General features: G+C 67.3%; 23 protein-coding genes and 1 tRNA gene. 23 read left to right on the forward strand and 1 reads right to left on the reverse strand.

Annotated elements, in window-relative coordinates; all coding sequences use genetic code 11:
- Position 1 precedes the first annotated feature (1 nt).
- Together truA and V3391_RS12270 are read left to right on the forward strand one after the other, a co-directional pair.
- The gene (gene truA / locus V3391_RS12265) at positions 2-790 is read left to right on the forward strand and encodes a tRNA pseudouridine(38-40) synthase TruA (RefSeq protein WP_332078677.1); all 789 of its coding nucleotides are present in this window, start codon (positions 2-4) and stop codon (positions 788-790) included.
- Positions 787-1,422 (forward strand): phosphoribosylanthranilate isomerase, encoded by a 636-nt coding sequence (locus tag V3391_RS12270; protein ID WP_332078678.1) that lies wholly within the window; start codon positions 787-789, stop codon positions 1,420-1,422. The genes truA and V3391_RS12270 overlap by 4 nt, the downstream gene beginning before the upstream one ends.
- A gap of 104 nt (positions 1,423-1,526) precedes the next feature.
- Here V3391_RS12270 and V3391_RS12275 read toward each other — a convergent pair whose 3' ends face one another.
- Positions 1,527-2,411 (reverse strand): LysR family transcriptional regulator, encoded by an 885-nt coding sequence (locus V3391_RS12275; RefSeq protein WP_332078679.1) that lies wholly within the window; start codon positions 2,409-2,411, stop codon positions 1,527-1,529.
- A gap of 94 nt (positions 2,412-2,505) precedes the next feature.
- Here V3391_RS12275 and trpB point away from each other — a divergent pair, with 94 nt between their 5' ends.
- The 21 genes from trpB to nuoL all read left to right on the forward strand — a co-directional run bounded on the left by trpB (position 2,506) and on the right by nuoL (position 22,285).
- Entirely contained in the window at positions 2,506-3,723 is a 1,218-nt protein-coding gene (trpB, locus tag V3391_RS12280) for a tryptophan synthase subunit beta (RefSeq protein WP_332078680.1), read from the forward strand.
- A gap of 26 nt (positions 3,724-3,749) precedes the next feature.
- Complete coding sequence (locus V3391_RS12285) at positions 3,750-4,241, forward strand: hypothetical protein (protein ID WP_332078681.1); 492 nt, start codon at positions 3,750-3,752, stop codon at positions 4,239-4,241.
- 44 nt (positions 4,242-4,285) lie between these two features.
- The gene (gene trpA, locus V3391_RS12290; RefSeq protein ID WP_332078682.1) at positions 4,286-5,092 is read left to right on the forward strand and encodes a tryptophan synthase subunit alpha; all 807 of its coding nucleotides are present in this window, start codon (positions 4,286-4,288) and stop codon (positions 5,090-5,092) included.
- 171 nt (positions 5,093-5,263) lie between these two features.
- Positions 5,264-6,145 (forward strand): acetyl-CoA carboxylase, carboxyltransferase subunit beta, encoded by an 882-nt coding sequence (gene accD, locus V3391_RS12295; protein ID WP_332078683.1) that lies wholly within the window; start codon positions 5,264-5,266, stop codon positions 6,143-6,145.
- Entirely contained in the window at positions 6,142-7,491 is a 1,350-nt protein-coding gene (gene glmM / locus V3391_RS12300) for a phosphoglucosamine mutase (RefSeq protein ID WP_332078684.1), read from the forward strand. The genes accD and glmM overlap by 4 nt, the downstream gene beginning before the upstream one ends.
- A gap of 16 nt (positions 7,492-7,507) precedes the next feature.
- On the forward strand, positions 7,508-8,446 hold the full coding sequence (locus V3391_RS12305) for an isopenicillin N synthase family dioxygenase (protein WP_332078685.1): 939 nt from the start codon (positions 7,508-7,510) through the stop codon (positions 8,444-8,446).
- A 233-nt stretch (positions 8,447-8,679) separates the two neighbouring features.
- Positions 8,680-9,429 carry a triose-phosphate isomerase gene (tpiA, locus tag V3391_RS12310; protein ID WP_332078686.1) on the forward strand — a complete coding sequence of 250 codons (750 nt, stop codon included), beginning with the start codon at positions 8,680-8,682 and terminating at the stop codon, positions 9,427-9,429.
- A gap of 58 nt (positions 9,430-9,487) precedes the next feature.
- Positions 9,488-9,940 carry a preprotein translocase subunit SecG gene (secG, locus tag V3391_RS12315; protein WP_332078687.1) on the forward strand — a complete coding sequence of 151 codons (453 nt, stop codon included), beginning with the start codon at positions 9,488-9,490 and terminating at the stop codon, positions 9,938-9,940.
- A 61-nt stretch (positions 9,941-10,001) separates the two neighbouring features.
- Positions 10,002-10,086 (forward strand) — tRNA-Leu (locus tag V3391_RS12320).
- A 343-nt stretch (positions 10,087-10,429) separates the two neighbouring features.
- The gene (locus V3391_RS12325) at positions 10,430-10,786 is read left to right on the forward strand and encodes an NADH-quinone oxidoreductase subunit A (protein ID WP_159679484.1); all 357 of its coding nucleotides are present in this window, start codon (positions 10,430-10,432) and stop codon (positions 10,784-10,786) included.
- Complete coding sequence (locus V3391_RS12330; protein ID WP_159679482.1) at positions 10,777-11,355, forward strand: NuoB/complex I 20 kDa subunit family protein; 579 nt, start codon at positions 10,777-10,779, stop codon at positions 11,353-11,355. The genes V3391_RS12325 and V3391_RS12330 overlap by 10 nt, the downstream gene beginning before the upstream one ends.
- A complete protein-coding gene (locus V3391_RS12335; protein WP_332078688.1) occupies positions 11,348-12,106 on the forward strand; it encodes an NADH-quinone oxidoreductase subunit C in 759 nt (252 codons plus the stop codon). The genes V3391_RS12330 and V3391_RS12335 overlap by 8 nt, the downstream gene beginning before the upstream one ends.
- Positions 12,107-12,111: 5 nt before the next feature.
- The gene (locus tag V3391_RS12340) at positions 12,112-13,416 is read left to right on the forward strand and encodes an NADH-quinone oxidoreductase subunit D (RefSeq protein WP_332078750.1); all 1,305 of its coding nucleotides are present in this window, start codon (positions 12,112-12,114) and stop codon (positions 13,414-13,416) included.
- The gene (gene nuoE, locus V3391_RS12345; protein ID WP_332078689.1) at positions 13,413-13,940 is read left to right on the forward strand and encodes an NADH-quinone oxidoreductase subunit NuoE; all 528 of its coding nucleotides are present in this window, start codon (positions 13,413-13,415) and stop codon (positions 13,938-13,940) included. The genes V3391_RS12340 and nuoE overlap by 4 nt, the downstream gene beginning before the upstream one ends.
- A gap of 14 nt (positions 13,941-13,954) precedes the next feature.
- Positions 13,955-15,322, forward strand: coding sequence for an NADH-quinone oxidoreductase subunit NuoF (nuoF, locus tag V3391_RS12350; RefSeq protein WP_332078690.1), 1,368 nt, complete (start codon positions 13,955-13,957; stop codon positions 15,320-15,322).
- Positions 15,319-17,562 carry an NADH-quinone oxidoreductase subunit NuoG gene (nuoG, locus tag V3391_RS12355; protein WP_332078691.1) on the forward strand — a complete coding sequence of 748 codons (2,244 nt, stop codon included), beginning with the start codon at positions 15,319-15,321 and terminating at the stop codon, positions 17,560-17,562. Before nuoF ends, nuoG begins: the two co-directional genes overlap by 4 nt.
- Positions 17,559-18,659, forward strand: coding sequence for an NADH-quinone oxidoreductase subunit NuoH (gene nuoH / locus V3391_RS12360; RefSeq protein ID WP_332078692.1), 1,101 nt, complete (start codon positions 17,559-17,561; stop codon positions 18,657-18,659). The genes nuoG and nuoH overlap by 4 nt, the downstream gene beginning before the upstream one ends.
- Positions 18,659-19,147: an NADH-quinone oxidoreductase subunit NuoI gene (gene nuoI, locus V3391_RS12365; protein WP_159679473.1), complete on the forward strand. Its 489-nt coding sequence runs from the start codon at positions 18,659-18,661 to the stop codon at positions 19,145-19,147. Before nuoH ends, nuoI begins: the two co-directional genes overlap by 1 nt.
- Before the next feature lie 3 nt (positions 19,148-19,150).
- Complete coding sequence (locus V3391_RS12370; RefSeq protein ID WP_332078693.1) at positions 19,151-19,792, forward strand: NADH-quinone oxidoreductase subunit J; 642 nt, start codon at positions 19,151-19,153, stop codon at positions 19,790-19,792.
- Positions 19,789-20,115 carry an NADH-quinone oxidoreductase subunit NuoK gene (gene nuoK / locus V3391_RS12375; RefSeq protein WP_055247260.1) on the forward strand — a complete coding sequence of 109 codons (327 nt, stop codon included), beginning with the start codon at positions 19,789-19,791 and terminating at the stop codon, positions 20,113-20,115. The genes V3391_RS12370 and nuoK overlap by 4 nt, the downstream gene beginning before the upstream one ends.
- Positions 20,116-20,122: 7 nt before the next feature.
- Entirely contained in the window at positions 20,123-22,285 is a 2,163-nt protein-coding gene (gene nuoL / locus V3391_RS12380) for an NADH-quinone oxidoreductase subunit L (RefSeq protein WP_332078694.1), read from the forward strand.
- The last annotated feature ends 9 nt before the right edge of the window (positions 22,286-22,294 follow it).

Here is a 22,294-nt window from a genome sequence, read left to right on the forward strand (position 1 = left end):
GATGCGGGTCGCGATTGGCGTCGAGTACGACGGCCATGGGTTTCACGGTTGGCAGCGGCTGGGCAAGGCCGCCGAGACCGGCCCAGGCTCTGTGCAGGCCGCGCTCGAGAACGCGCTGTCGCGCGTCGCCGCGCATCCGGTCGTGACCACGTGCGCGGGCCGTACCGATGCCGGTGTGCACGCGCGCTGCCAGGTCGTGCATTTCGACACCGACGCCGTGCGCACGCCGCGTGCGTGGATGCTCGGGACCACCGCGCACCTGCCGCCCGCGGTCTGCGTGCGCTGGGCGCAGCCGGTCTCCGACGATTTCAGCGCCCGTTTCTCCGCGCGTGCGCGGCACTACCGCTACCGGCTCATCAACCGGCCGGTGCGGCCGGCGTTGCACCGGCAGTACCTGTCGTGGGAGCTGCGCCCGCTCGATGCCGACGCCATGCACCGCGCCGCGCAGGCGTTGCTGGGCGAACAGGATTTCTCCGCCTTCCGCACCGTGCACTGCCAGGCTCCGCATGCGCGTCGCGACCTGCAACGCATCGCGGTGAAGCGCGATGGTGACGAGGTCATCGTCGAAGTGCAGGCCAATGCCTTCCTGCATCACATGGTGCGCAACATCGTCGGCTCTCTGCTCGTCGTCGGCGCGGGCGAGCAGCCCGAAGCCTGGATCGGCGAGCTGCTGGCCGGTCGCGATCGCAGCGTCGCAGGCCCCACCGCGCCGGCGGCCGGTCTCGTGTTCCTCGGACCGCTGTATCCGCCGGAGTGGGCGCTGCCGGCAGAGGTGACGCTGACGCCATGAGCGCCGCAACGTCCACGCTGATCAAGTTCTGCGGCCTGACCCGGGCCGAAGACGTCGCCGAAGCGGTTGCACTCGGCGTCGACTGCATCGGCTTCGTGTTCGCGGCGCGCAGTGCGCGTCGCCTGACGCCCGAGGATGCGCGCGTGTTGCGCGAGGCGGTGCCGGCGTCGATCCGCGTCGTCGCGTTGACGATGGACAACCCGGCCGACGAAGTCGCGGCCATCGTGTCGACCGTGCGGCCGGACATCCTGCAGTTCCACGGCGCGGAGGACGACGCGTTCTGCGCGGGGTTCGGTCTGCCGTACTGGAAGGCGATCGCGATGGGCGGCGATCCGGCCGCGGCGCTGCGCACGCTCGATGCGTGGCCGAACGCTTCGGCGTTCCTGTTCGACGGTCATGCTGCAGGCGAACCCGGTGGCAGTGGCGAACGCTTCGACTGGGCCGCGCTGCCAACGTCGCTGGATAAGCCGTTCTGGCTCGCGGGCGGCCTCGACGCGGGCAACGTCGCGCAGGCGATCGACATTGCGCGTCCGGCAGGCGTCGATGTGTCCAGCGGCGTCGAATCCGCGCCGGGCATCAAGGATGCGGCGCGGATGCGCGCATTCGTTGAGGCGGTGCGCGGCACGCGCTGATCGTCAGCTCCGGAATGTAGATGCCTGTGCGCGCTCGTGCGCGACGGCACTTTCCGGTAGCGCCCCATCGCGCGTGAGCGCACTCCCACGACGGCCTGACGACGTCAGGCCAACTCCTGCCGGAGCCATGCCGCCAGCGCTTCGAGTCGCGCATCGTCGTCGTCGCGCCGCGTCGCCAACACCCACCGGGCCTCGGTTTCGACGAAGCCCCAGGGCGCGAGCAGGCGACCGGCGGCGAGATCATCGGCGACGAGTTCCTGCGGCGCGATGGCGATACCAAGGCCAGCGGCCGCGGCTTCGAGCAGGAAATACAGATGCTCGAACCCCGTGCCGAGATCTTCGGGCGACGCGGCGCCGTGCAACGCCGCCCACGTCGGCCACGCCTGCGGGCGCGAGGTGGTGTGCAGCAGCGGCTCGCGCAGCAGCGCCTCGGGCGTCAACGCTGCGAGGCGCGTGGCGTCGGCGTGGCGTGCGCTGAGCACCGGTCCGATGCGCTCCGGTGCGAGTGCGCGCACCGTCCACGCGGCAGGCCACGGGGGCGTGCCGATCAGCAGCGCGGCGTCGAATCCCTCCAGTGACGCCGGGAACGCACCTTCGTGCGGCGACAGGTGCAGCTTCAGATCGGGCAGGGCGTCGGTCAGGCGAGGCAGTCGCGGAATCATCCAGCGGGCGAGCAGGCTGCCCGGGCACCCGAGCACGCGCACAGGCGACGTGCCCGAGCGGCGGATCGCTGCCGCCGCGCCCTGCAGGCGCGCGAACGCATCGCCTGCGGCATCGCGCATGCGCATGCCGGCCGGCGTGAGCCGCAGGCCGCGACCGGCGCGCACGAACAGCGGCGTGCCGAGCGCGTCTTCGAGCAGGCGTACCTGGCGGCTGATGGCGCCGTGAGTCACGTGCAGCGCCTCCGCGGCGCGATTCAGGCTGCCCAGGCGCGCGGCGGCCTCGAAGGCGCGGAGCGCGTTGAGCGGTGGCAGATCGCTGTCCGGCATGTGAGATTTCCTGACGTATGCGTCAGATCTTATCGATTCTGGCGCAGCGACGTGTGCGCTAGAGTACAGGCCAGCCCGCACCGTGCACCTCCCGATGTCGCAGTCTCCGATCACTGATTACCACGCCTATCCCGATGCCAACGGCCATTTCGGCCGCTACGGCGGGCGCTTCGTCGCCGAAACCCTGATGGGGCCGATCGCCGAACTCGCAGCGGCCTATGACACCGCCAAGGCCGATCCCGCGTTCCAGCAGGCGTTCGACAAGGACCTCGCGCATTACGTCGGCCGGCCGAGCCCGATCTATCACGCCGAACGGCTGAGCGACGCCATCGGCGGCGCGCGCATCCTGCTCAAGCGCGAGGACCTGAACCACACCGGCGCGCACAAGATCAACAACACCATCGGCCAGGCGCTGCTCGCCAGCCGCATGGGCAAGACACGGATCATCGCCGAGACCGGCGCCGGCCAGCACGGCGTCGCATCAGCGACCGTGGCCGCGCGGCTCGGTCTGGAATGCGTCGTCTACATGGGCGCGACCGACATCGAGCGGCAGAAGATCAACGTCTACCGGATGCGTCTGCTGGGCGCGGACGTCGTGCCGGTGACCTCGGGTTCGGCGACGCTCAAGGACGCGCTCAACGAGGCGATGCGCGACTGGGTGACGAACATCGCCGACACCTTCTACATCATCGGCACCGTCGCCGGTCCCGATCCGTATCCGCGCATGGTCCGTGACTTCAACGCCATCGTCGGCCGCGAAGCGCGCGAACAGATGCTGGCCGAATACGGCCGCCTGCCCGATGCGATCACCGCCTGCGTCGGCGGCGGCAGCAACGCGATCGGCCTGTTCCACGCGTTCCTCAACGATCCGGGCGTGCGCATCGTCGGCGCCGAAGCGGCGGGCGACGGCATCGACACCGGACGTCATGCAGCTTCGATCGCCGCCGGCCGCCCCGGTGTGCTGCACGGCAACCGCACCTACGTGATCTGCGATGACGACGGCCAGATCACCGAAACCCATTCGGTCTCCGCCGGCCTCGATTACCCGGGCGTCGGACCCGAGCATTCCTTCCTCGCCGACGCCGGCCGCGCGCAGTACGTCGGCATCACCGACGACGAGGCCCTGGCCGCGTTCCACCAGCTCGCGAAGACCGAAGGCATCCTTGCCGCGCTCGAATCCAGCCACGCCATCGCGCAGGCGATCAAGCTCGCCCGCGAGCTGCCGAAGGACGCGATCGTGCTCGCCAACCTGTCCGGTCGCGGCGACAAGGATGTGCACACGATCGCGCAGCGGGAAGGGTTCGTACTGTGAGAACGGGCGTCTGCTTGCTGGCAGCCATGCTGTCCCTCACGGCGATGCCCGCACCCGCCGATGCGTGGCCGCATGACCGTGTCGGCGAGTTCCGGATCGGAGATGTCGTCGATATCACCGGGTTCGGACCGGAGTGGGACGTGAGCGATGGTGGCAACCGCGCCGAATGCGCGAGGTTGCACGGTGGCACGTTACCGGCTGGCGTTGGGATGATGCTGATAGATGGTCGCGTGGCGCGTTTCGAAGTGGGGCTGGACGGGAACGCGGAGTCTGAGACACAGCCGGACGCGCCGTTCGGGCTGCGTGTTGGCATGTCGCTTCGATATGCGGCGAGGCTGTTCCCAAACGAGCCGCTCGATCTGGATTTTCACAAGTACGCTTGGCCGCCCGGTGTCTATCTGTCGTGGCTGGACGAAAAGCGGAATCGTGGGGTCCGCGTCGAGGTGCCGGACGACACCGTGACCGTCATTCTCTGGGGTCTGGCTGACGCGATCACGTTGTCGGAAGGATGCGTCTGATGTCTGCATCGCCCTCCCAATCGAACCTTTCAACGCCGGAACCCATGAACCGCATCGACACCCGTTTCGCCGTGCTCCGCGCCGCCGGCCGCAAGGCGCTGATTCCGTTCTTCACCGCCGGCGATCCCTCGCTCGAAGCCACGGTGCCGGTGATGCGTGCACTGGTCGCGGCCGGGGCCGATGTCATCGAACTCGGGGTGCCGTTCTCCGATCCGATGGCCGACGGCCCGACGATCCAGCGCAGTTCCGAACGCGCGCTGGGGCGGGGCGCTGGCATGACCTACGTGCTCGACGCGGTGCGCGAATTCCGCACGCAGGACGACGCCACGCCGGTCGTGCTGATGGGCTATCTCAATCCGATCGACATCCGTGGCGCGGCGACGTTCGCGAAGCAGGCAGGCGATGCAGGCGTGGATGGCGTCCTGCTGGTCGATCTGCCGCCCGAGGAGGCCGACGAATTCCGCGCGGCCTTTGATGGCGCCGGCATCGCGCTGGTGCTGCTGGCGTCGCCGACGACCACCGATGCGCGCATCGAGGCGCTGTGCGCAGGGGCGCAGGGGTATCTGTACTACGTCAGCTTCGCGGGTGTGACCGGCGCGGCGGACCGGCTCGACACCGCGCAGGCCTCGTCGCGGTTGCGGACCATCCGCGCTGCCAGTCGCGCACCGGTGGTGGCCGGTTTCGGCATCCGCGACGCCGCGAGCGCTGCGGCGATGGCGGTCGATGCCGATGGCGTGGTGGTCGGCAGTGCGCTGGTCGCGGCACTCGACGGCGCGGCAGATGCGGACGAGGCTGCCGCACGGGCGGGGGCATTCCTCGCACCGCTGCGCAAGGCGCTCGACGCAGGCTGAACAAGCGCGGGATTCGAGCCGTTCCCTGCGGGCGCCGGGGGCTCGACATCCTCCACGACGGGTCGGGCGGGCGCAGTATGAGCCGTACGCCCCCCGCCGGAAGCCCAACGTCCCGTCGGTTACACTTCCGCGCTTTGCGGCCCCGTTGCGGCCGTCGGGAGAAATACGCCCATGTCCTGGTTGCAGAAGATCATGCCGCCGCGCATCCGCACCGATGCGCCCGCGGCCAAGAAGCGCAGCGTGCCCGAGGGTCTGTGGGAGAAGTGCGAGCGCTGCAGCACCGTGCTGTACGGCCCGGAGCTCGAAGAGAATCTGGAGGTCTGCCCGAAGTGCAACTTCCATCGTGCGATCCGTGCCCGCGCGCGCCTGAAGGCGTTCCTGGACGCGGGCAGCCTGCAGGAGATCGCGGCCGATCTGGGCCCGACCGACATCCTGAAGTTCAAGGACCAGAAGAAGTATTCGGACCGCATCAAGGCCGCGCAGCGCGCCACCGGTGAGCGCGACACGCTGATCGCGATGCAGGGCACGCTGATGCAGCGCCCGATCGTCGCCTGCGCGATGGACTTCGCCTACATGGGCGGCTCGATGGGCTCGGTCGGCGGCGAGAAGTTCGCCCGCGCCGCGGAACAGGCGCTCGCCCTGCAGGCGCCGCTCGTGAGCTTTGCCGCCAGTGGCGGCATGCGCATGCAGGAAAGCATGTTCTCGCTGCTGCAGATGGCCAAGACCTCGGCCGCGCTGGCGCGTCTGCGCGAAGCCGGCCTGCCGTACATCTCGGTGCTGACCAATCCGACCTACGGCGGCACGTCGGCGTCGTTCGCAATGCTCGGCGACATCAACCTGGCCGAGCCCGAAGCGCTGATCGGGTTCGCAGGCCCGCGCGTGATCGAACAGACCGTGCGCGAGACCCTGCCCGAAGGTTTCCAGACATCGGAATTCCTGCTCGAGCACGGCGCGATCGACCAGATCTGCGACCGTCGCGAGATGCGTCCGCGCGTGGCCCACCTGCTGGCGCTGCTGACGAAGCAGGACATGCCGACCGAGGCGGCTGCGTGAGCCGCAGGTACTTCGGTACCGACGGCATTCGCGGGCGGGTCGGTGAGGGTTCGATCTCCGCCGATTTCGTGCTGCGCCTGGGCAATGCCTACGGCCATTCGCTGCGCGGGCGCGGCGGGGACTGGCGTCGTCCGCAGGTGCTGATCGGCAAGGACACGCGCATCTCGAACTACATGTTCGAGGCGGCGCTGGAGGCCGGACTCGTGGCGGCCGGCGTCGACGTGCAGCTGATGGGCCCGATGCCCACGCCGGCCGTCGCGCACCTGACGCGATCGCTCGGCGCCGACGGCGGCATCGTCATTTCCGCCTCGCACAATCCGCATCACGACAACGGCATCAAGTTCTTCAGCGCGCAGGGCGAGAAGCTCGACGATGCGACCGAACTCGCGATCGAAGCCGCGCTCGACCAGCCGTTCCGCACCGTGGCGTCCGAGAAGCTCGGCAAGGCCGTGCGCACGCGCGATGCCGTCGGCCGCTACGTGGAAGCCTGCAAGGCCTCGGTGCCGCGCGGTTTCGATCTCGACGGCATGCGCATCGTCGTCGACTGCGCGAACGGCGCGACCTACCAGGTCGGCCCGATCGTGCTGCGCGAACTCGGCGCGCAGGTCGAGGTGATCGGCGCCGAACCCAACGGCGTCAACATCAACGACGGCGTCGGCTCGACCCATCCCGAACTCCTGAGCGAGCGCGTCAGTCGCAGCGGCGCGAATCTCGGCATCGCCTTCGACGGCGACGGCGATCGTGTGCTGTTCGTCGACGCCAATGGCACCGTGCGCGACGGCGACGACCTGCTCTACGTGCTCGCGCGCGACTGGCAGCAGTCGGGCCGTCTGCAGGGTCCGGTGGTCGGCACGCTGATGAGCAATTACGGCCTGGAGCGCGCATTCGGCGAGGCCGGCATCGGTTTCGCGCGCGCCAAGGTCGGCGACCGCTACGTGCACCAGATGCTGCTCGAACACGAGGGCGTGCTCGGCGGCGAAACCTCCGGGCATCTGCTGTGCCTGGATCGCGCGACGACCGGCGACGGCATCATCAGCGCATTGCAGGTACTGGAAGCGCTGCGCCGCCGTGGCGCGTCGCTGCAGGAAGCGTTGCACGGTCTGTCCAAGGTGCCGCAGAAGACCGTCAACGTGCGTTACGAGGGTGCGTCCAAGCCCGCCGAGGCGCCGGCCGTGCAGGCCGCGCTCGCCGATGCGCAGGCCGCCGTGCAGGGCCGCGGACGCGCGTTCCTGCGTCCGTCGGGGACCGAGCCGGTCGTGCGCGTGACTGTCGAAGCCGACGACGACACCCTGATGCAATCGACACTCGACCAACTGGCCGACGCCGTGCGCGCGGCCGCTGCCTGATTCCAAGGAGTCCGCGATGACCCCCCGTATTCCCACGCTCGATATCCGCCGCTTCGACACGGACCGCGAGGCCTTCGTCGCCGAACTCGGCGCCGCCTACCGCGAGTGGGGCTTTGCCGGCATCAACGGCCACGGCATTGCGCAGGCGCAGATCGACGGCGCCTACGACGTGTTCAAGGCCTTCTTCGCGCTGCCCGAAGACGTCAAGAAGCGCTACCACGTGGCCGGCGGCGGCGGCGCGCGCGGCTACACCGCGTTCGGCGTCGAGACCGCCAAGGGCGCAAAGCACTTCGACCTCAAGGAGTTCTGGCACATCGGCCGCGAGATTCCGGACGACTCCAAGTACCGCGAGGTCATGCCGCCGAACCTGTGGCCGACCGAAGTCCCGGGTTTCCGCGAACACGGCTACGGCCTGTATCAGACGCTGGACCAGCTTGGCTCGAAGGTGCTCTCGGCGCTGGCGCTGCACATCGGGCTGCCGGAAGACTATTTCGTCGACAAGACCGACTACGGCAATTCGATCCTGCGTCCGATCCACTACCCGCCGATCACCTCGGACGACATTCCCAACGAGCGCGCCGGCGCGCACGAGGACATCAACCTGATCACGCTGCTGGTCGGCGCATCGGCGGCGGGTCTGGAAGTGAAGTCGCGTGATGGCGAGTGGGTGCCCTTCACGTCGGACGCCGACACGATCGTCGTCAACATCGGCGACATGCTGCAGCGCCTGACCAACCACGTGTATCCGTCGACGACGCACCGCGTGACCAATCCGCCGGGCGAGCAGGCACGCAAGCCGCGGTATTCGGTGCCGTTCTTCCTGCATCCGAATCCGGACTTCGTCATCGACGTGCTGCCGTCGACGGTGACCGCCGACAACCCGAGCCGCTATCCCGAAGCGATCACCGCGCAGGGCTATCTCGAGGAGCGGTTGCGCGAGATCAAGCTGAAGTAAGGCGTCAGCGGCGTCAGACGCAAGCAGACACGGCGCCCGAGGGCGCCGTGTCCGTTCATGGGCCCTGGAAGTGTCCGCGCAGCAGAAGGTCGAGCTGCGCGCGCTGCCGGTCGCGGCGTCTGCACCGGCTGCTGCGCCAGCGGAGCCGAGGCGCGCGGCAATGGGTGGTCCCTGAACCGGGCCGGCAGGCGCATCGGCTATCCTCTTGCGCCTCTCGTCTCAAGGAGTCGCCCATGCGCCGCAGGATCGTCGCCGGCAACTGGAAGCTGCAGGGCAGCCGCACATTCGCCACCGAACTCGTCGAGGGCATCGCCGCCGGGCTGACGGGCGGGGTGGAGGCGATCGTGCTGCCGCCGTATCCGTATCTCCCGCTGCTGACGCAGTCGCATGCGGGGCGCGGCGTGGCCTTCGGCGCGCAGGACGTCAGCGCGCACGCCAAGGGCGCCTACACCGGCGAGGTGGCCGCCTCGATGCTGGCCGACGTCGGTGCCGTCTACACGCTGGTCGGCCATTCCGAGCGCCGCCAGTACCACGGCGAGGACGACGCGCTGGTCGCGCGGAAGTTCATCGCCGCCCGCGCCGCCGGCCTGGTGCCGATCCTGTGCGTGGGCGAGACCCGCGAGCAGCGCGAAGCCGGCCGTACCGAAGCGGTGATCGCCGCCCAGGTCGGGGCTGTGCTGGCCGAGGCTGGTGTGGCCGCATTCGATGGCGCGATCGTCGCCTACGAGCCCGTCTGGGCAATCGGCACCGGCCTGACCGCCAGCACCGAGCAGGCGCAGGCCGTGCACGCCTTCCTGCGTGGCGTGGTCGCCGGACAGGATGCTAGAATCGCCGATTCGTTGCCGCTGCTCTATGGCGGCAGCTGCAAGCCCGACAATGCCGCTGCGCTGTTCTCGCAGCCCGACGTCGACGGCGGATTGATCGGCGGCGCCTCGCTGGCGGCCGACGACTTCCTGGCCATCGTCGCCGCGGCCGCGCGCTGAGCGCAGCCGGCGATTCCGACACAAGGCCCGTCCGCGGGCACCCCAGAGCGCCCACGCAATGCTGCTGACCGTCTTCAACATCCTGTTCGTCATCATCGCCATCGCGATGATCGCGTTGATCCTCATGCAGCGCGGCGCCGGTGCCGCGGCTGGTTCCGGCTTCGGTGGCGGTGCGTCCGCGACCGTGTTCGGCGCGCGTGGCTCGTCGAACTTCCTGTCGAAGGCGACGAAGTGGCTGGCGATCAGCTTCTTCTCGATCACGCTGTTCATGGCCTGGTACGCGATGCATCGCGCCAATCCGAACGCGCTGGACATGGACCTGGGCGTCATGGGCGGCGAGGTGCCGACCGCGCCGGTCGAAGGCGCGCCGGCCACGCCGGTCGCACCGCCCGCACCCGCCGATGCGACCGTGCCGGCCGCACCGTCTGCCGAGAGCGCAGTCCCGGCCGCGCCGCCGGCGGCGGAAAATTCTTCGCAGGAATCGCCGCAGCCCACTCCCCAGAACGATTGATTGGGATTACAATGCGCGGCTCGCCGGGGCGGTAGCCCCGGATGAGGTTTCAGGTTGACCTGCCCAGGTGGCGGAATTGGTAGACGCACTACCTTGAGGTGGTAGCGGCTTAGGTCGTAGGGGTTCGAGTCCCCTCTTGGGCACCAACCGGAAAAGCGATGCGCGTCACGCGCATCGGACACGAAGAGCCTCGCGCAAGCGGGGCTTTTTCGTGCGCGGATGTATGCGGCGGCGCGCGGACAGGAATCATTCGCGCGCGCACTTCACGAGCCGTGCCGCGTTGCTTCGCGATGCAGTGCGGGCGCGGCGTATGCAGCGGCGGAAATCGTTTACTCACCAGTTCTGTAACCGGTACAATTGCCGGAATCGGGCGATCGCACAACGTGCATCGCCCGGCCTTCGTGAAGCGCTCCGACGCTTCGAGAATGCGGCGTCCACAGGCGCCGAGCCAAGGCCGCACGTTGCGGCCGTAGCCGAGAGAACATCCGAGTGCTGGCCGAATATCTGCCGACCCTGCTGTTCCTGATCGTTGCCACGGGGATCGGCATTGCCTTGCTGATCATTGGCAACCTGCTGGGGCCCAAGCGCCCGACGCTGGAAAAGCTGTCGCCCTACGAGTGCGGATTCGAAGCCTTCGAAGACGCGCGCATGCAGTTCGACGTGCGCTATTACCTCATCGCGATCCAGTTCATCGTCTTCGATCTGGAAATCATCTTCATCGTGCCCTGGGCCACCGTGTTCCGCGAACTCGGCGTGCTCGGCCTGATCGAGATGGGCATCTTCGCCGGCATGCTGCTGCTCGGCTTCGTCTACGTGTGGAAGAAGGGAGCGCTGGAATGGGAGTGAACCAGACCGTCGCGCGCCTGATGAACAACCCGCTGCCGGAAGGCCGCGTGGACGACATCCTGCGCCCGGAAGGCGAGAACCCGCTGCTCGAGCGCGGTTTCGTCACGACCAGTTCCGATGTGCTGCTCAACTGGGCACGCACCGGCTCGATGTGGCCGATGACCTTCGGTCTCGCCTGCTGCGCGGTGGAAATGATGCACGCCGGTGCGGCGCGCCTCGATCTCGACCGCTACGGCGTGGTGTTCCGCCCGTCGCCGCGCCAGTCGGACGTGATGATCGTGGCCGGCACCCTGGTCAACAAGATGGCCCCGGCGCTGCGCAAGGTCTACGACCAGATGCCGGATCCCAAGTGGGTCATCTCGATGGGCAGCTGCGCCAACGGTGGCGGCTACTACCACTACTCGTATTCGGTGGTGCGCGGCTGCGATCGCATCGTGCCGGTCGACGTCTACGTGCCGGGCTGCCCGCCGACGGCCGAAGCGCTGATCTACGGCATCCTGCAGTTGCAGAAGAAGATCCGCCGCGCGACCAACTTCGGCGACACCAAGACGGGGCAGCGCGATGCGTGAGTCCTCCACCGCGTTCGCGGCGCGCCTGCGCGCGCGCTTTTCCGATGCCGATGTGGCGATCGCACTGCCGCGCGGCGAGGTGACGATCACCACGGCCGGCGACTGGCTCGACACCGCGCGGGCATTGCGCGACGAGTTCGGCTTCGAAATGCTGATCGACGTCTGTGGTGTCGACTATCTCGGCCATGGCAGCGACGAGTGGGACACCGACGTGTCCTCCGAAGGCTTCAGCCGCGGCGTCGAAGGTCGGGGCCCGGGCCGTTTCAAGTTCGGTGAGACCGGCAGCCGCCAGGTCTCGCAGCCGCAGGGCGTCGCCGACATTCCGGTGCCGCAGCGCCGCTTCGCCGCGGTCGCGCAGCTGCTGTCGATCCAGCACAACCAGCGCGTGACGCTGAAGTGCTTCGCGCCCAGCGACGATCTGCCGGTGGTGTCCTCGCTGACCGTGCTCTGGCCGGTCGCGAACTGGTTCGAGCGCGAAGCCTTCGATCTGTTCGGCGTGATCTTCGAAGGTCACCCGGATCTGCGCCGCATCCTGACCGACTACGGGTTCGTCGGTCATCCGTTCCGCAAGGATTTCCCGTTGATCGGCAATGTCGAAGTGCGTTACGACGCCGAGCGCAAGCGCGTGGTGTACGAGCCGGTGACCTCGGTCGAACCGCGTGTCGGCGTGCCGCGCGTGATCCGTGACGACGCCCGTTTCGCGACCGCGAGCGGCGAGCAGGCCGCGCGCCGCGTGGAGGCTGCCAAGTGAGCGCCGTGCCGACCACCTCGCTGCACAACAACGCGACGCCGAGTGCGGAAGCGCTGAAGCAGGAAATCCGCAACTACACGTTCAACTTCGGTCCCCAGCATCCCTCCGCGCACGGCGTGCTGCGCCTAATCCTGGAGATGGACGGCGAGACCGTGATGCGCGCCGATCCGCACATCGGCCTGCTGCACCGTGGCACCGAGAAGCTGGCCGAGTCGAAGCCGTTCAACCAGTCGATCGGGTACATGGATCGCCTCGACTACGTGTCGATGATGTGCAACGAGCACGCCTATGTGCGCGCGATCGAGACCCTGATGGGCATCGAGGCGCCGGAGCGCGCGCAATGGATCCGCACGCTGTTCGACGAGATCACCCGCATCCTCAACCACCTGATGTGGGTGGGCTCGAACGCGCTCGATCTCGGCGCGATGGCTGTGATGCTCTACGCGTTCCGCGAGCGCGAAGAACTGATGGACGTCTACGAGGCGGTGTCGGGCGCGCGCATGCACGCGACCTATTACCGTCCCGGCGGCGTCTACCGTGACCTGCCTGTGCAGATGCCGCAGTACGCCGAGTCGCGCTGGCGCAAGGGCGAGAAGCTCAAGCGTTTCAACAAGTGGCGCGGCGGCTCGATGCTCGATTATCTTGAGGCATTCGCCAAGGATTTCCCCAAGCGCGTCGACGAGTACGAAACCCTGCTCACCGACAACCGCATCTGGAAGCAGCGCACCGTCGGCATCGGCGTGATTCCACCGGACCTGGCCAAGGCCTGGGGCATGACCGGCCCGATGCTGCGTGGTTCGGGCGTCGAGTGGGATCTGCGCAAGACGCAGCCTTACGCCAAGTACGCCGACGTCGATTTCGACATCGCGGTGGGCGTCAACGGTGACTGCTACGACCGCTATCTCGTGCGCGTGTTCGAAATGCGCGAGTCGGCGAAGATCATCCAGCAGTGCGTCAACTGGCTGCGGGCGAATCCAGGCCCGGTCATGCTGGACAACTACAAGGTGTCGCCGCCGTCGCGTGAGTCGATGAAGGACGACATGGAAGCGTTGATCCATCACTTCAAGCTGTTCACCGAGGGCTACAGCGTGCCCGCCGGCGAGACCTACAGCGCCGTCGAAGCCCCGAAGGGCGAGTTTGGCTGCTACCTGGTCTCCGACGGCGCGAACAAGCCGTTCCGCGTGCATCTGCGCGCGCCCGGTTTCGCACATCTCTCGTCGATGGACGCCATCACCAGCGGGCACATGCTGTCCGACGTGGTGGCGATGATCGGTACCTATGACATCGTGTTCGGAGAAGTCGACCGATGAAGGCGACTGGCAATTTCGAGAACGCCCGCAACGTCGACCCGATGGTCGTGCTCAGCGGCGACACGCGCGCGCACATCGACCACTGGCTGACCAAGTTCCCCGAAGACCGCAAGCGGTCCGCGGTGCTGCAGGGGCTGTTCGCGGCGCAGGAGCAGAACAACGGCTGGCTGACCGACGAGCTGATCGCCGGCGTCGCCAAGTATCTGGACCTGCCGCCGGTGTGGGCCTACGAGGTCGCGACGTTCTACTCGATGTTCGAGACCGAGAAGGTCGGCCGCAACAACGTCGCGTTCTGCACCAACATCAGCTGCTGGCTCAACGGCGCCGAGGATCTCGTCGCGCACGCGGAGAAGAAGCTGGGCTGCAAGCTGGGTGAATCCACCGCCGACGGTCGCGTCTTCCTCAAGCGCGAGGAAGAGTGCGTCGCTGCGTGCTGCGGCGCGCCGGTCGTGGTCATCAACGGTCATTACCACGAGAAGCTCACACCCGAGACGGTGGACGAGCTGATCGACGGTCTGAAGTAAGGCATCGCGCGGACATGGCACATCACCATCCCAAGTCTTCCGAAGGTTACGGGCCCGTCGGGCCTGCGCCGCAGGAACACCAGGCGGTCTACACCACGCTGCATTTCGACAAGCCGTGGTCCTACGAGAACTACCTCAAGACGGGTGGTTACAGCGCGCTGCGCAAGATTCTCGAGGAGAAGATTGCGCCGGCCGACGTGATCGAGATGGTCAAGCAGTCGGGCCTGCGCGGCCGTGGCGGCGCAGGCTTTCCGACCGGTCTGAAGTGGAGCTTCATGCCCAAGGGCGAGATGCAGAAGTACATCCTCTGCAATTCGGACGAATCCGAGCCGGGCACCGCGAAAGACCGCGACATCCTGCGCTACAACCCGCATTCGGTCATCGAGGGCATGGCGATCGCGTGCTACGCGACCGGCTCGACGGTGGCCTACAACTACCTGCGCGGCGAGTTCCACCACGAGCCCTTCGAGCATCTGGAAGAAGCCACTGCCGAGGCCTATGCCAACGGCTGGCTGGGCAAGAACATCCTCGGCAGCGGCATCGACGTCGACATCTACAACGCGCTCGGCGCGGGCGCCTACATCTGCGGCGAAGAAACCGCGCTGATGGAATCGCTGGAAGGCAAGAAGGGACAGCCGCGCTTCAAGCCGCCGTTCCCGGCCAATTTCGGTCTGTACGGCAAGCCGACGACGATCAACAACACCGAGACCTACGCCTCGGTGCCCGCGATCGTGCGCAACGGCGCGCAGTGGTTCATGGATCTGGGCAAGCCCAACAACGGCGGTTGCAAGATCTTCTCGGTCTCCGGCCACGTGGCCAAGCCGGGCAACCACGAGATCCGTCTGGGCACCTCGTTCGCCGATCTGCTGGCCCTGTGCGGCGGCATGCGCGAAGGCCGCACGATCAAGGGCGTGATTCCGGGTGGTTCGTCGATGCCGGTGCTCCCGGGCGAGACGATGATGGGCCTGACGATGGATTACGACGCGCTGCAGAAGGCCGGCTCCGGCCTCGGCTCGGGCGCGGTGATCGTCATGGACGACACGACCTGCATGGTGCGCGCGTGCCGACGCATCGCGCGCTTCTACTACAAGGAGAGCTGCGGCCAGTGCACGCCGTGCCGCGAAGGCACCGGCTGGATGTACCGCATGCTGTGCCGCATCGCCGACCACACGGCGACGGTCGAAGACCTGCAGATGCTGCGGGCTGCGGCTGGTCAGATCGAGGGACACACCATCTGCGCGTTCGGTGAAGCGGCCGCATGGCCGGTGCAGGGCTTCCTGCGCCATTTCTGGGACGAATTCGAGTACGCGATCGTGAACAAGCGCTTCCTCGTCGACGACCAGCGCAACGGCACCGTGGTGCCCAAGGCGGTCGCCGCATGAGCGCGCAGCCTGTGAACCCGAACCTGCCGCCCGACCACGTCACCGTCTTCATCGACGGCGTCGAACTGGCCGCGCCCAAGGGCTCGATGATCATCCATGCCGCCGACAAGGCCGGCATTCCGATCCCGCGTTTCTGCTATCACGACAAGCTCGAGATCGCCGCGAACTGCCGCATGTGCCTGGTCGACACCGAAGTCGGCGGCCGCGGTGCGCCCAAGCCGTCGCCGGCCTGCGCCACGCCGGTGATGGACGGCCTGAAGGTCTTCACGCGCAACGAGAAGGCGCTCAAGGCCCAGCGCAACGTGATGGAGTTCCTGCTGATCAACCATCCGCTCGACTGCCCGATCTGCGATCAGGGCGGCGAGTGCGAACTGCAGGATCTCTCGCTCGGTTACGGCCGTTCGGTGAGCCGCTTCGCCGAGCGCAAGCGCGTCGTCGCCGACGAGGACCTCGGTCCGCTGGTCGCCACCGAAATGACGCGCTGCATCCAGTGCACGCGCTGCGTGCGCTTCACCGCCGAGATCGCCGGCACCTACGAGCTGGGCGGCATGCAGCGCGGCGAGAACCTGCAGATCGGCACCTACGACGGCAAGCCGCTGACGACCGAACTGTCGGGCAACGTCATCGACGTGTGCCCGGTCGGCGCGCTGACCAACAAGGTGTTCCGCTTCCGTGCGCGTCCGTGGGAACTGATCGCGCGCGAATCGCTCGGCGGTCACGACGCGCTGGGCAGCAACCTGTTCCATCACCTGCGCCGCGGCGACGTGATGCGCACCGTGCCGCGCGACAACGAAGTGGTCAACGAGTGCTGGATCTCCGATCGCGACCGTTACTCGCACCAGGGTCTGACGGCCGATGACCGCGCGGTGCATCCGCTGGTCAAGGACGGGGGCGAGTGGCGCGAGGCGTCGTGGGACGAGGCGCTCGAGCGCGCGATGACGATCCTGCGCGACAACGCGGCCGACGAGCTCGGCGTGCTGGTGCATCCCTCGACCTCGAACGAGGAGGGCGCGCTGCTGGCGCGTCTGGCCGAAGCCCTGGGCACCGGTAACCTCGATCACCGCATCGCCCAGCGCGACCTGTCCGATGGCGCAGTCGCGGAAGCCTTCGCGATGCCGGTCGCCGAACTCGAGCAGGCCGACGTCGTGCTGCTGGTCGGCAGCAATCTCCGTCACGAAGTGCCGCTGCTGCATCACCGCGTGCGCCAGGCGTGGAAGCGCGGCGCCAAGGTGTACGTGGTCAATCCGGTCGATTTCGAATTCACCTTCGACATCGAGGACAAGGCCATCGTGGCGCCGTCGAAGATCGCCGAAACGCTGCAGGTTGCCGAACTCGGCGACGCGCTGCGCGGCGCGAAGCATGCGGCGATCATCGTCGGTGCGCAGGCGGAAGCCAGCGCGCACGCGGCCGACATCCGCAAGGCGGCGGCTGCACTCGCCGCGGAGACCGGCGCGTCGCTGTGCCGCATTCCGCACGGCGCCAATGCGCTGGGTCTGTCGCGTGTCGGCGTGCTGCCGACCTCGCGCGATGCGAACGCGATGCTGGCCGAGCGCCGCGGCGCGTACGTGATCTACGGCATCGAGCCGGGTCTGGACTTCGCCGACCAGGCGCAGGCGTTGCAGGCACTGGGCGCGGCGCAGGTCGTGGCCTTCAGCCACTTCGCCTGCCAGTCCACGCGCAGCGTCGCCGACGTGATCCTGCCGATCGGCGCGCTCGCCGAAGTCGACGCGACGCTGACCAATCTCGAAGGCCGCGACCAGCAGGCCACGGCCGCCGGCAAGCTGCCGGGCGACGCACGTGCCGGCTGGCGCGTGCTGCGCGCCCTCGGTGGCGCGCTCGAAGCGCCGGGCTTCGAGTTCACCGATCTCGCCGGTCTGCGTGCGGGCCTGCAGGGCAGGGCGGTCTCGGTGGCTGCATCCGCGGCGCCGGTCGTCGATGGTGACGGCTTCGAACTGGCCGTCAGCCAGGCGATCTACCGCGTCGACGGTCTGACCCGTCGCGCTGCCGCGCTGCAGTCGCATCCGTTGACCGTCGGCCCGCGCATCGTGCTGCATCCCGACGACGCGGCCGCGAGCCAGGTCGCCGACGGCGGCATGGCCAAGGTCTCGAACGCGGTCGGTACCGCGACGCTGCAGGTGGCGATCGACGATCGCGTCGCACCGGGCGCGGCGTGGGTGGAATCGGGCTACGGCGCCACGGCGGCGCTGTCTGCCGGCAAGGTCAAGGTGGTGGCGGCATGAGTGCGACCCAAACCGGCGTGACCAACACCGCATCGCTGCTGGGCGATCTGTCGGCGCCGCTGTACGACTGGCTGATGTCGCTGGGCGCGATCGGGCTGATCCTGTGGATCGTGCTCAAGATCCTGCTGATCGCGATGCCGGTGATCATCGCCGTCGCGTTCTACGTGGTCTGGGAGCGCAAGCTGCTGGGCTGGATGCATCAGCGCCACGGTCCGATGTACGTGGGCATGGGCATCTTCCAGGCCTTCGCCGACGTCTTCAAACTGCTGTTCAAGGAAGTCATCCAGCCGACCAACGCGCAGCGCGTGCTGTTCGTGCTGGCGCCGCTGATCACGCTCGCGCCCGCATTCGCGGCCTGGGCCGTGGTGCCGTTCGATGCGCAACTGGTGCTGTCGAACGCCAACGCCGGTCTGCTGTATCTGCTGGCCATGACGAGCTTGGGCATCTACGGGATCATCCTCGCCGGCTGGGCCTCGAACTCGAAGTACGCGTTCCTCGGTGCGATGCGCGCCTCGGCGCAGATGATCAGCTACGAAATCGCGATGGGCTTCGCGCTCGTCGGCGTGATGGTCGGTGCGGGCAGCCTGAACCTGTCCGAGATCGTCATGGCGCAGGCCGGCGGCAAGGGCCTGTTCGACTGGTTCTGGCTGCCGATGCTGCCGCTGTTCGTCATCTACTTCATCTCCGGCGTGGCCGAGACCAACCGCGCGCCGTTCGACGTCGTCGAAGGCGAGTCGGAAATCGTCGCCGGCCACATGGTCGAGTACTCGGGGTCGGCGTTCGCGCTGTTCTTCCTCGCCGAATACGCGAACATGATCCTGATCAGCTTCCTGGTCGCGATCTTCTTCCTCGGCGGCTGGCTGTCGCCGTTCCAGGGCCTGGGCATTCCGCTGCTGTCGGTCGACGGCTGGTGGTGGCTGTTCGCGAAGGTGTTCTTCTTCGCCAGCTGCTTCATCTGGTTCCGCGCCTCGTTCCCGCGCTACCGCTACGACCAGATCATGCGGCTGGGCTGGAAGGTCTTCATTCCGATCAGCATCGGCTGGATCGTGGTCACCGCGCTGATGGCGTACTTCGGAATCTTCGAGGCAGGGCAGTAATGGCCAAGTTCGTTGCATGGTTCAGGGGCCTGTTGCTGCTCGAGTTGCTCGGCGGCATGGCGCTGACCTTCCGGTATCTGTTCCGGGACAAGTACACGCTGATGTACCCGATGGAGAAGACGCCGCAGTCGCCGCGTTTCCGCGGTCTGCATGCGCTGCGCCGGTATCCCAACGGCGAGGAGCGCTGCATCGCGTGCAAGCTGTGCGAGGCCGTGTGCCCCGCGCTGGCGATCACGATCGATTCCGAGCAGCGCGAGGACGGCACCCGCCGCACCACGCGTTACGACATCGATCTGTTCAAGTGCATCTACTGCGGCTTCTGCGAGGAATCGTGCCCGGTGGACTCGATCGTCGAGACCCATCTGCACGAGTACCACTTCGAGAACCGCGGCGAGAACATCGTGACCAAGCCACAGCTGCTGGCGATCGGCGACCGTCTCGAGAGCGAGATCGCAGAACGTCGCGCCGCCGACTCCGCGTACAGGTAAGTCATGAATTTCGACCTGATTGCATTCCTCGTCTTCGCCGCGATCACCGTGATGTCCGCGGTGGCGGTGATCAGTGCCCGCAACCCGGTGCACGCGGCGCTGTTCCTGGTGCTGACGTTCTTCTCCACCGCCTGCACCTGGCTGCTGGTCGGCGCCGAGTTCCTCGGCCTCGCGCTGGTGCTGGTCTACGTCGGCGCGGTGATGGTGCTGTTCCTGTTCGTGGTGATGATGCTCGACGTGGACGTCGCGCCGATGCGCGAAGGCTACGTGCGCTATCTGCCGGTCGGCCTGATCGTCGCGGTGGTGATGCTGGTCGAGATCGTCACCCTGATCGGCGTGCGCGCGAAGATGGCGCCGTTCGCCGTCGATGCGGTCGACGAGGCGGGCGTGTCGAACACGGTGTGGATCGCACGCCGGCTGTTCACCGACTTCCTGCTGCCGTTCGAAGTCGCCGCGGTCATCCTGACCGTCGCGGTCATCGCCGCGGTGATGCTCACCCTGCGCCGCCGTCCCGGCACCAAGCACCAGAATCCGGGCGAGCAGGCCCGCGTGCGGGCGTCGGACCGCATGCGCGTGGTCAAGATGGACGCGGTGCGTCCGGTCGTCGAGCCCACACCGGGCGAAGGCGAGGGAGAAGCGAAATGACCGAGCTGTTCGGAACCGGCCTCGCGCTGGGCCATTACCTCTCGCTGGGTGCGGTGCTGTTCTGCATCTCCGTCGCGGGCATCTTCCTCAACCGGAAGAACGTGATCATCCTGCTGATGTCGATCGAGCTGATGCTGCTCGCGGTCAACATCAACTTCATCGCGTTCTCGCGCGAGTTCGGCGACGCCGCCGGGCAGATCTTCGTGTTCTTCATTCTCACCGTGGCCGCGGCCGAGGCCGCGATCGGTCTCGCGATCCTGGTCACGCTGTTCCGCAACCGGCGCACGATCAATGTCGCCGAACTCGACACGTTGAAGGGCTGATCCGGGCATGGAGAACGCTGTTTCCGAGATCATGATTTCCCAGACCACGCTGGTCGCGATCGTGCTCGCGCCGCTGCTGGGCTCGATCATCGCGGGCCTGTTCGGCCGCCAGGTCGGCCGCGCCGGTGCGCACACGGTCACCATCGCCGGCGTCGCGATCAGCTGCGCCCTGTCGATCTATACGCTGTGGCAGTTGATGCAGGGCGCGCCGACCTTCAACGAGAACGTCTACACGTTCTTCGAGGTCGGCAACTATTCGGCGCATGTCGGCTTCCTGATCGACAACCTCACCGCGATGATGATGGTCGTGGTGACGTTCGTGTCGCTGCTGGTGCACGTCTACACCATCGGCTACATGTCCGAGGATCCGGGCTACCAGCGCTTCTTCAGCTACATTTCGCTGTTCACCTTCTCGATGCTGATGCTGGTGATGGGCAACAACTTCCTGCAGCTGTTCTTCGGCTGGGAAGCGGTGGGCCTGGTGTCGTACCTGCTGATCGGTTTCTGGTTCAAGAAGCCGACCGCGGTGTTCGCCAACATGAAGGCGTTCCTGGTCAACCGCGTCGGCGATTTCGGCTTCCTGCTCGGTATCGCCGGCGTGCTGTACTGGTTCGGCAGCCTGGATTACGCGACCGTTTTCGCTGCGGCTGACACCACGATCGGCGGCGGCCAGACGATCGAAGTGATCACCGGCTTCGAGTGGTCGGTCGCGACCCTGGTCTGCATCTGTCTCTTCATCGGCGCGATGGGCAAGTCGGCCCAGGTGCCGCTGCACGTGTGGCTGCCCGACTCGATGGAAGGCCCGACCCCGATCTCGGCGCTGATCCACGCCGCGACCATGGTCACCGCCGGCATCTTCATGGTGGCGCGCATGTCGCCGCTGTTCGAGCTGTCGGAGACCGCGCTGCAGTTCATCCTCTTCATCGGTGCGACCACGGCCTTCTTCACCGGCCTGATCGGCATCGTGCAGAACGACATCAAGCGCGTCGTCGCCTATTCGACGCTGTCGCAGCTGGGCTACATGACCGTCGCGCTCGGCGTGTCGGCCTACTCGGCCGCGGTGTTCCACCTGATGACGCATGCGTTCTTCAAGGCGCTGCTGTTCCTGGCGGCGGGCTCGGTGATCATCGGCATGCACCACGAGCAGGACATGCGCAAGATGGGCGGCCTGCGCAAGTACATGCCGATCACGTTCTGGACCAGCGTCATCGGCACGCTGGCCCTGGTGGGCACGCCGTTCTTCAGCGGCTTCTACTCCAAGGACACGATCATCGAGGCGGCCAAGCACGCCAGCGACGGTGGCGGCTGGGTGTTCCAGTACGCGTACTGGTCGGTGCTGCTGGGCGCGTTCGTGACCTCGTTCTACAGCTTCCGCCTGCTGTACATGACGTACTTCGGCAAGGAGCGTTTCCGCGACGCGCATGCGTCCGACGCCCATGCGACGCACGACGCGCACGGGCACGAAACGCATCACGAGCCGCTGCACGACGACGGCCACGGCCATGCGGTCGCCGCGCACGCCGACCACGCGCACGACGACCATGGTCACCACGGTCCGCACGAGCCGCACGAGTCGCCGTGGGTGGTGACGCTGCCGCTGATCCTGCTGGCGATCCCGTCGATCCTGATCGGTTACTTCACCGCGGGTCCGATGCTGTTCGGCACCGACTGGACCGGCCATCACGAGGTGCGCGGCTTCTTCGACGGCGTGATCCACGTGCTGGCGTCCAACGACGTGCTGGCCGCGCTGAAGGAAGAGCTGTGGCACGGCCCGGCGGCGTTCGCGCTGCACGGCTTCATGGCGCCGGCGTTCTGGCTGGTCGTCGCGGGCTTCGTGCTGGCCACCGTCATGTACTGGTGGAAGCCCGAACTGGCGGCGAAGGCCGCGCACGTGTTCCGCCTGCCCATCCGCGTGCTCGAGAACAAGTACGGCATGGACGACCTGTGGATCGGCGGTTTCGCCGGTGGCGGTGTCGGGCTGGGCAAGCTGTCGCGGGTGTTCGACACCAAGGTGATCGACGGCGTCTTCGTCAACGGTCCGGCGCGCGTCGTCGGCCTGTTCTCGGGCGTCGTCCGCCGGCTGCAGTCCGGCGCTCTCTACCACTACGCATTCGCGATGATCGTCGGCCTGATCGTGCTTCTGGCCATCCTCATCAAGTACTGGCGCTGACGGAATACG

Source organism: Luteimonas flava (genome assembly GCF_036584485.1).
GTDB classification, from domain to species: domain Bacteria; phylum Pseudomonadota; class Gammaproteobacteria; order Xanthomonadales; family Xanthomonadaceae; genus Luteimonas; species Luteimonas flava.

Bases quoted from the DNA above. Each gene is read 5' to 3' on its own strand.
- truA (WP_332078677.1), top strand. From the start codon at position 2: ATGCGGGTCGCGATTGGCGTCGAGTACGACGGCCATGGGTTTCACGGT.
- V3391_RS12270 (WP_332078678.1), top strand. From the start codon at position 787: ATGAGCGCCGCAACGTCCACGCTGATCAAGTTCTGCGGCCTGACCCGG.
- V3391_RS12275 (WP_332078679.1), bottom strand. From the start codon at position 2,411: ATGCCGGACAGCGATCTGCCACCGCTCAACGCGCTCCGCGCCTTCGAG.
- trpB (WP_332078680.1), top strand. From the start codon at position 2,506: ATGTCGCAGTCTCCGATCACTGATTACCACGCCTATCCCGATGCCAAC.
- V3391_RS12285 (WP_332078681.1), top strand. From the start codon at position 3,750: ATGCTGTCCCTCACGGCGATGCCCGCACCCGCCGATGCGTGGCCGCAT.
- trpA (WP_332078682.1), top strand. From the start codon at position 4,286: ATGAACCGCATCGACACCCGTTTCGCCGTGCTCCGCGCCGCCGGCCGC.
- accD (WP_332078683.1), top strand. From the start codon at position 5,264: ATGTCCTGGTTGCAGAAGATCATGCCGCCGCGCATCCGCACCGATGCG.
- V3391_RS12305 (WP_332078685.1), top strand. From the start codon at position 7,508: ATGACCCCCCGTATTCCCACGCTCGATATCCGCCGCTTCGACACGGAC.
- tpiA (WP_332078686.1), top strand. From the start codon at position 8,680: ATGCGCCGCAGGATCGTCGCCGGCAACTGGAAGCTGCAGGGCAGCCGC.
- secG (WP_332078687.1), top strand. From the start codon at position 9,488: ATGCTGCTGACCGTCTTCAACATCCTGTTCGTCATCATCGCCATCGCG.
- V3391_RS12330 (WP_159679482.1), top strand. From the start codon at position 10,777: ATGGGAGTGAACCAGACCGTCGCGCGCCTGATGAACAACCCGCTGCCG.
- V3391_RS12335 (WP_332078688.1), top strand. From the start codon at position 11,348: ATGCGTGAGTCCTCCACCGCGTTCGCGGCGCGCCTGCGCGCGCGCTTT.
- nuoE (WP_332078689.1), top strand. From the start codon at position 13,413: ATGAAGGCGACTGGCAATTTCGAGAACGCCCGCAACGTCGACCCGATG.
- nuoF (WP_332078690.1), top strand. From the start codon at position 13,955: ATGGCACATCACCATCCCAAGTCTTCCGAAGGTTACGGGCCCGTCGGG.
- nuoG (WP_332078691.1), top strand. From the start codon at position 15,319: ATGAGCGCGCAGCCTGTGAACCCGAACCTGCCGCCCGACCACGTCACC.
- nuoH (WP_332078692.1), top strand. From the start codon at position 17,559: ATGAGTGCGACCCAAACCGGCGTGACCAACACCGCATCGCTGCTGGGC.
- nuoI (WP_159679473.1), top strand. From the start codon at position 18,659: ATGGCCAAGTTCGTTGCATGGTTCAGGGGCCTGTTGCTGCTCGAGTTG.
- V3391_RS12370 (WP_332078693.1), top strand. From the start codon at position 19,151: ATGAATTTCGACCTGATTGCATTCCTCGTCTTCGCCGCGATCACCGTG.
- nuoK (WP_055247260.1), top strand. From the start codon at position 19,789: ATGACCGAGCTGTTCGGAACCGGCCTCGCGCTGGGCCATTACCTCTCG.
- nuoL (WP_332078694.1), top strand. From the start codon at position 20,123: ATGGAGAACGCTGTTTCCGAGATCATGATTTCCCAGACCACGCTGGTC.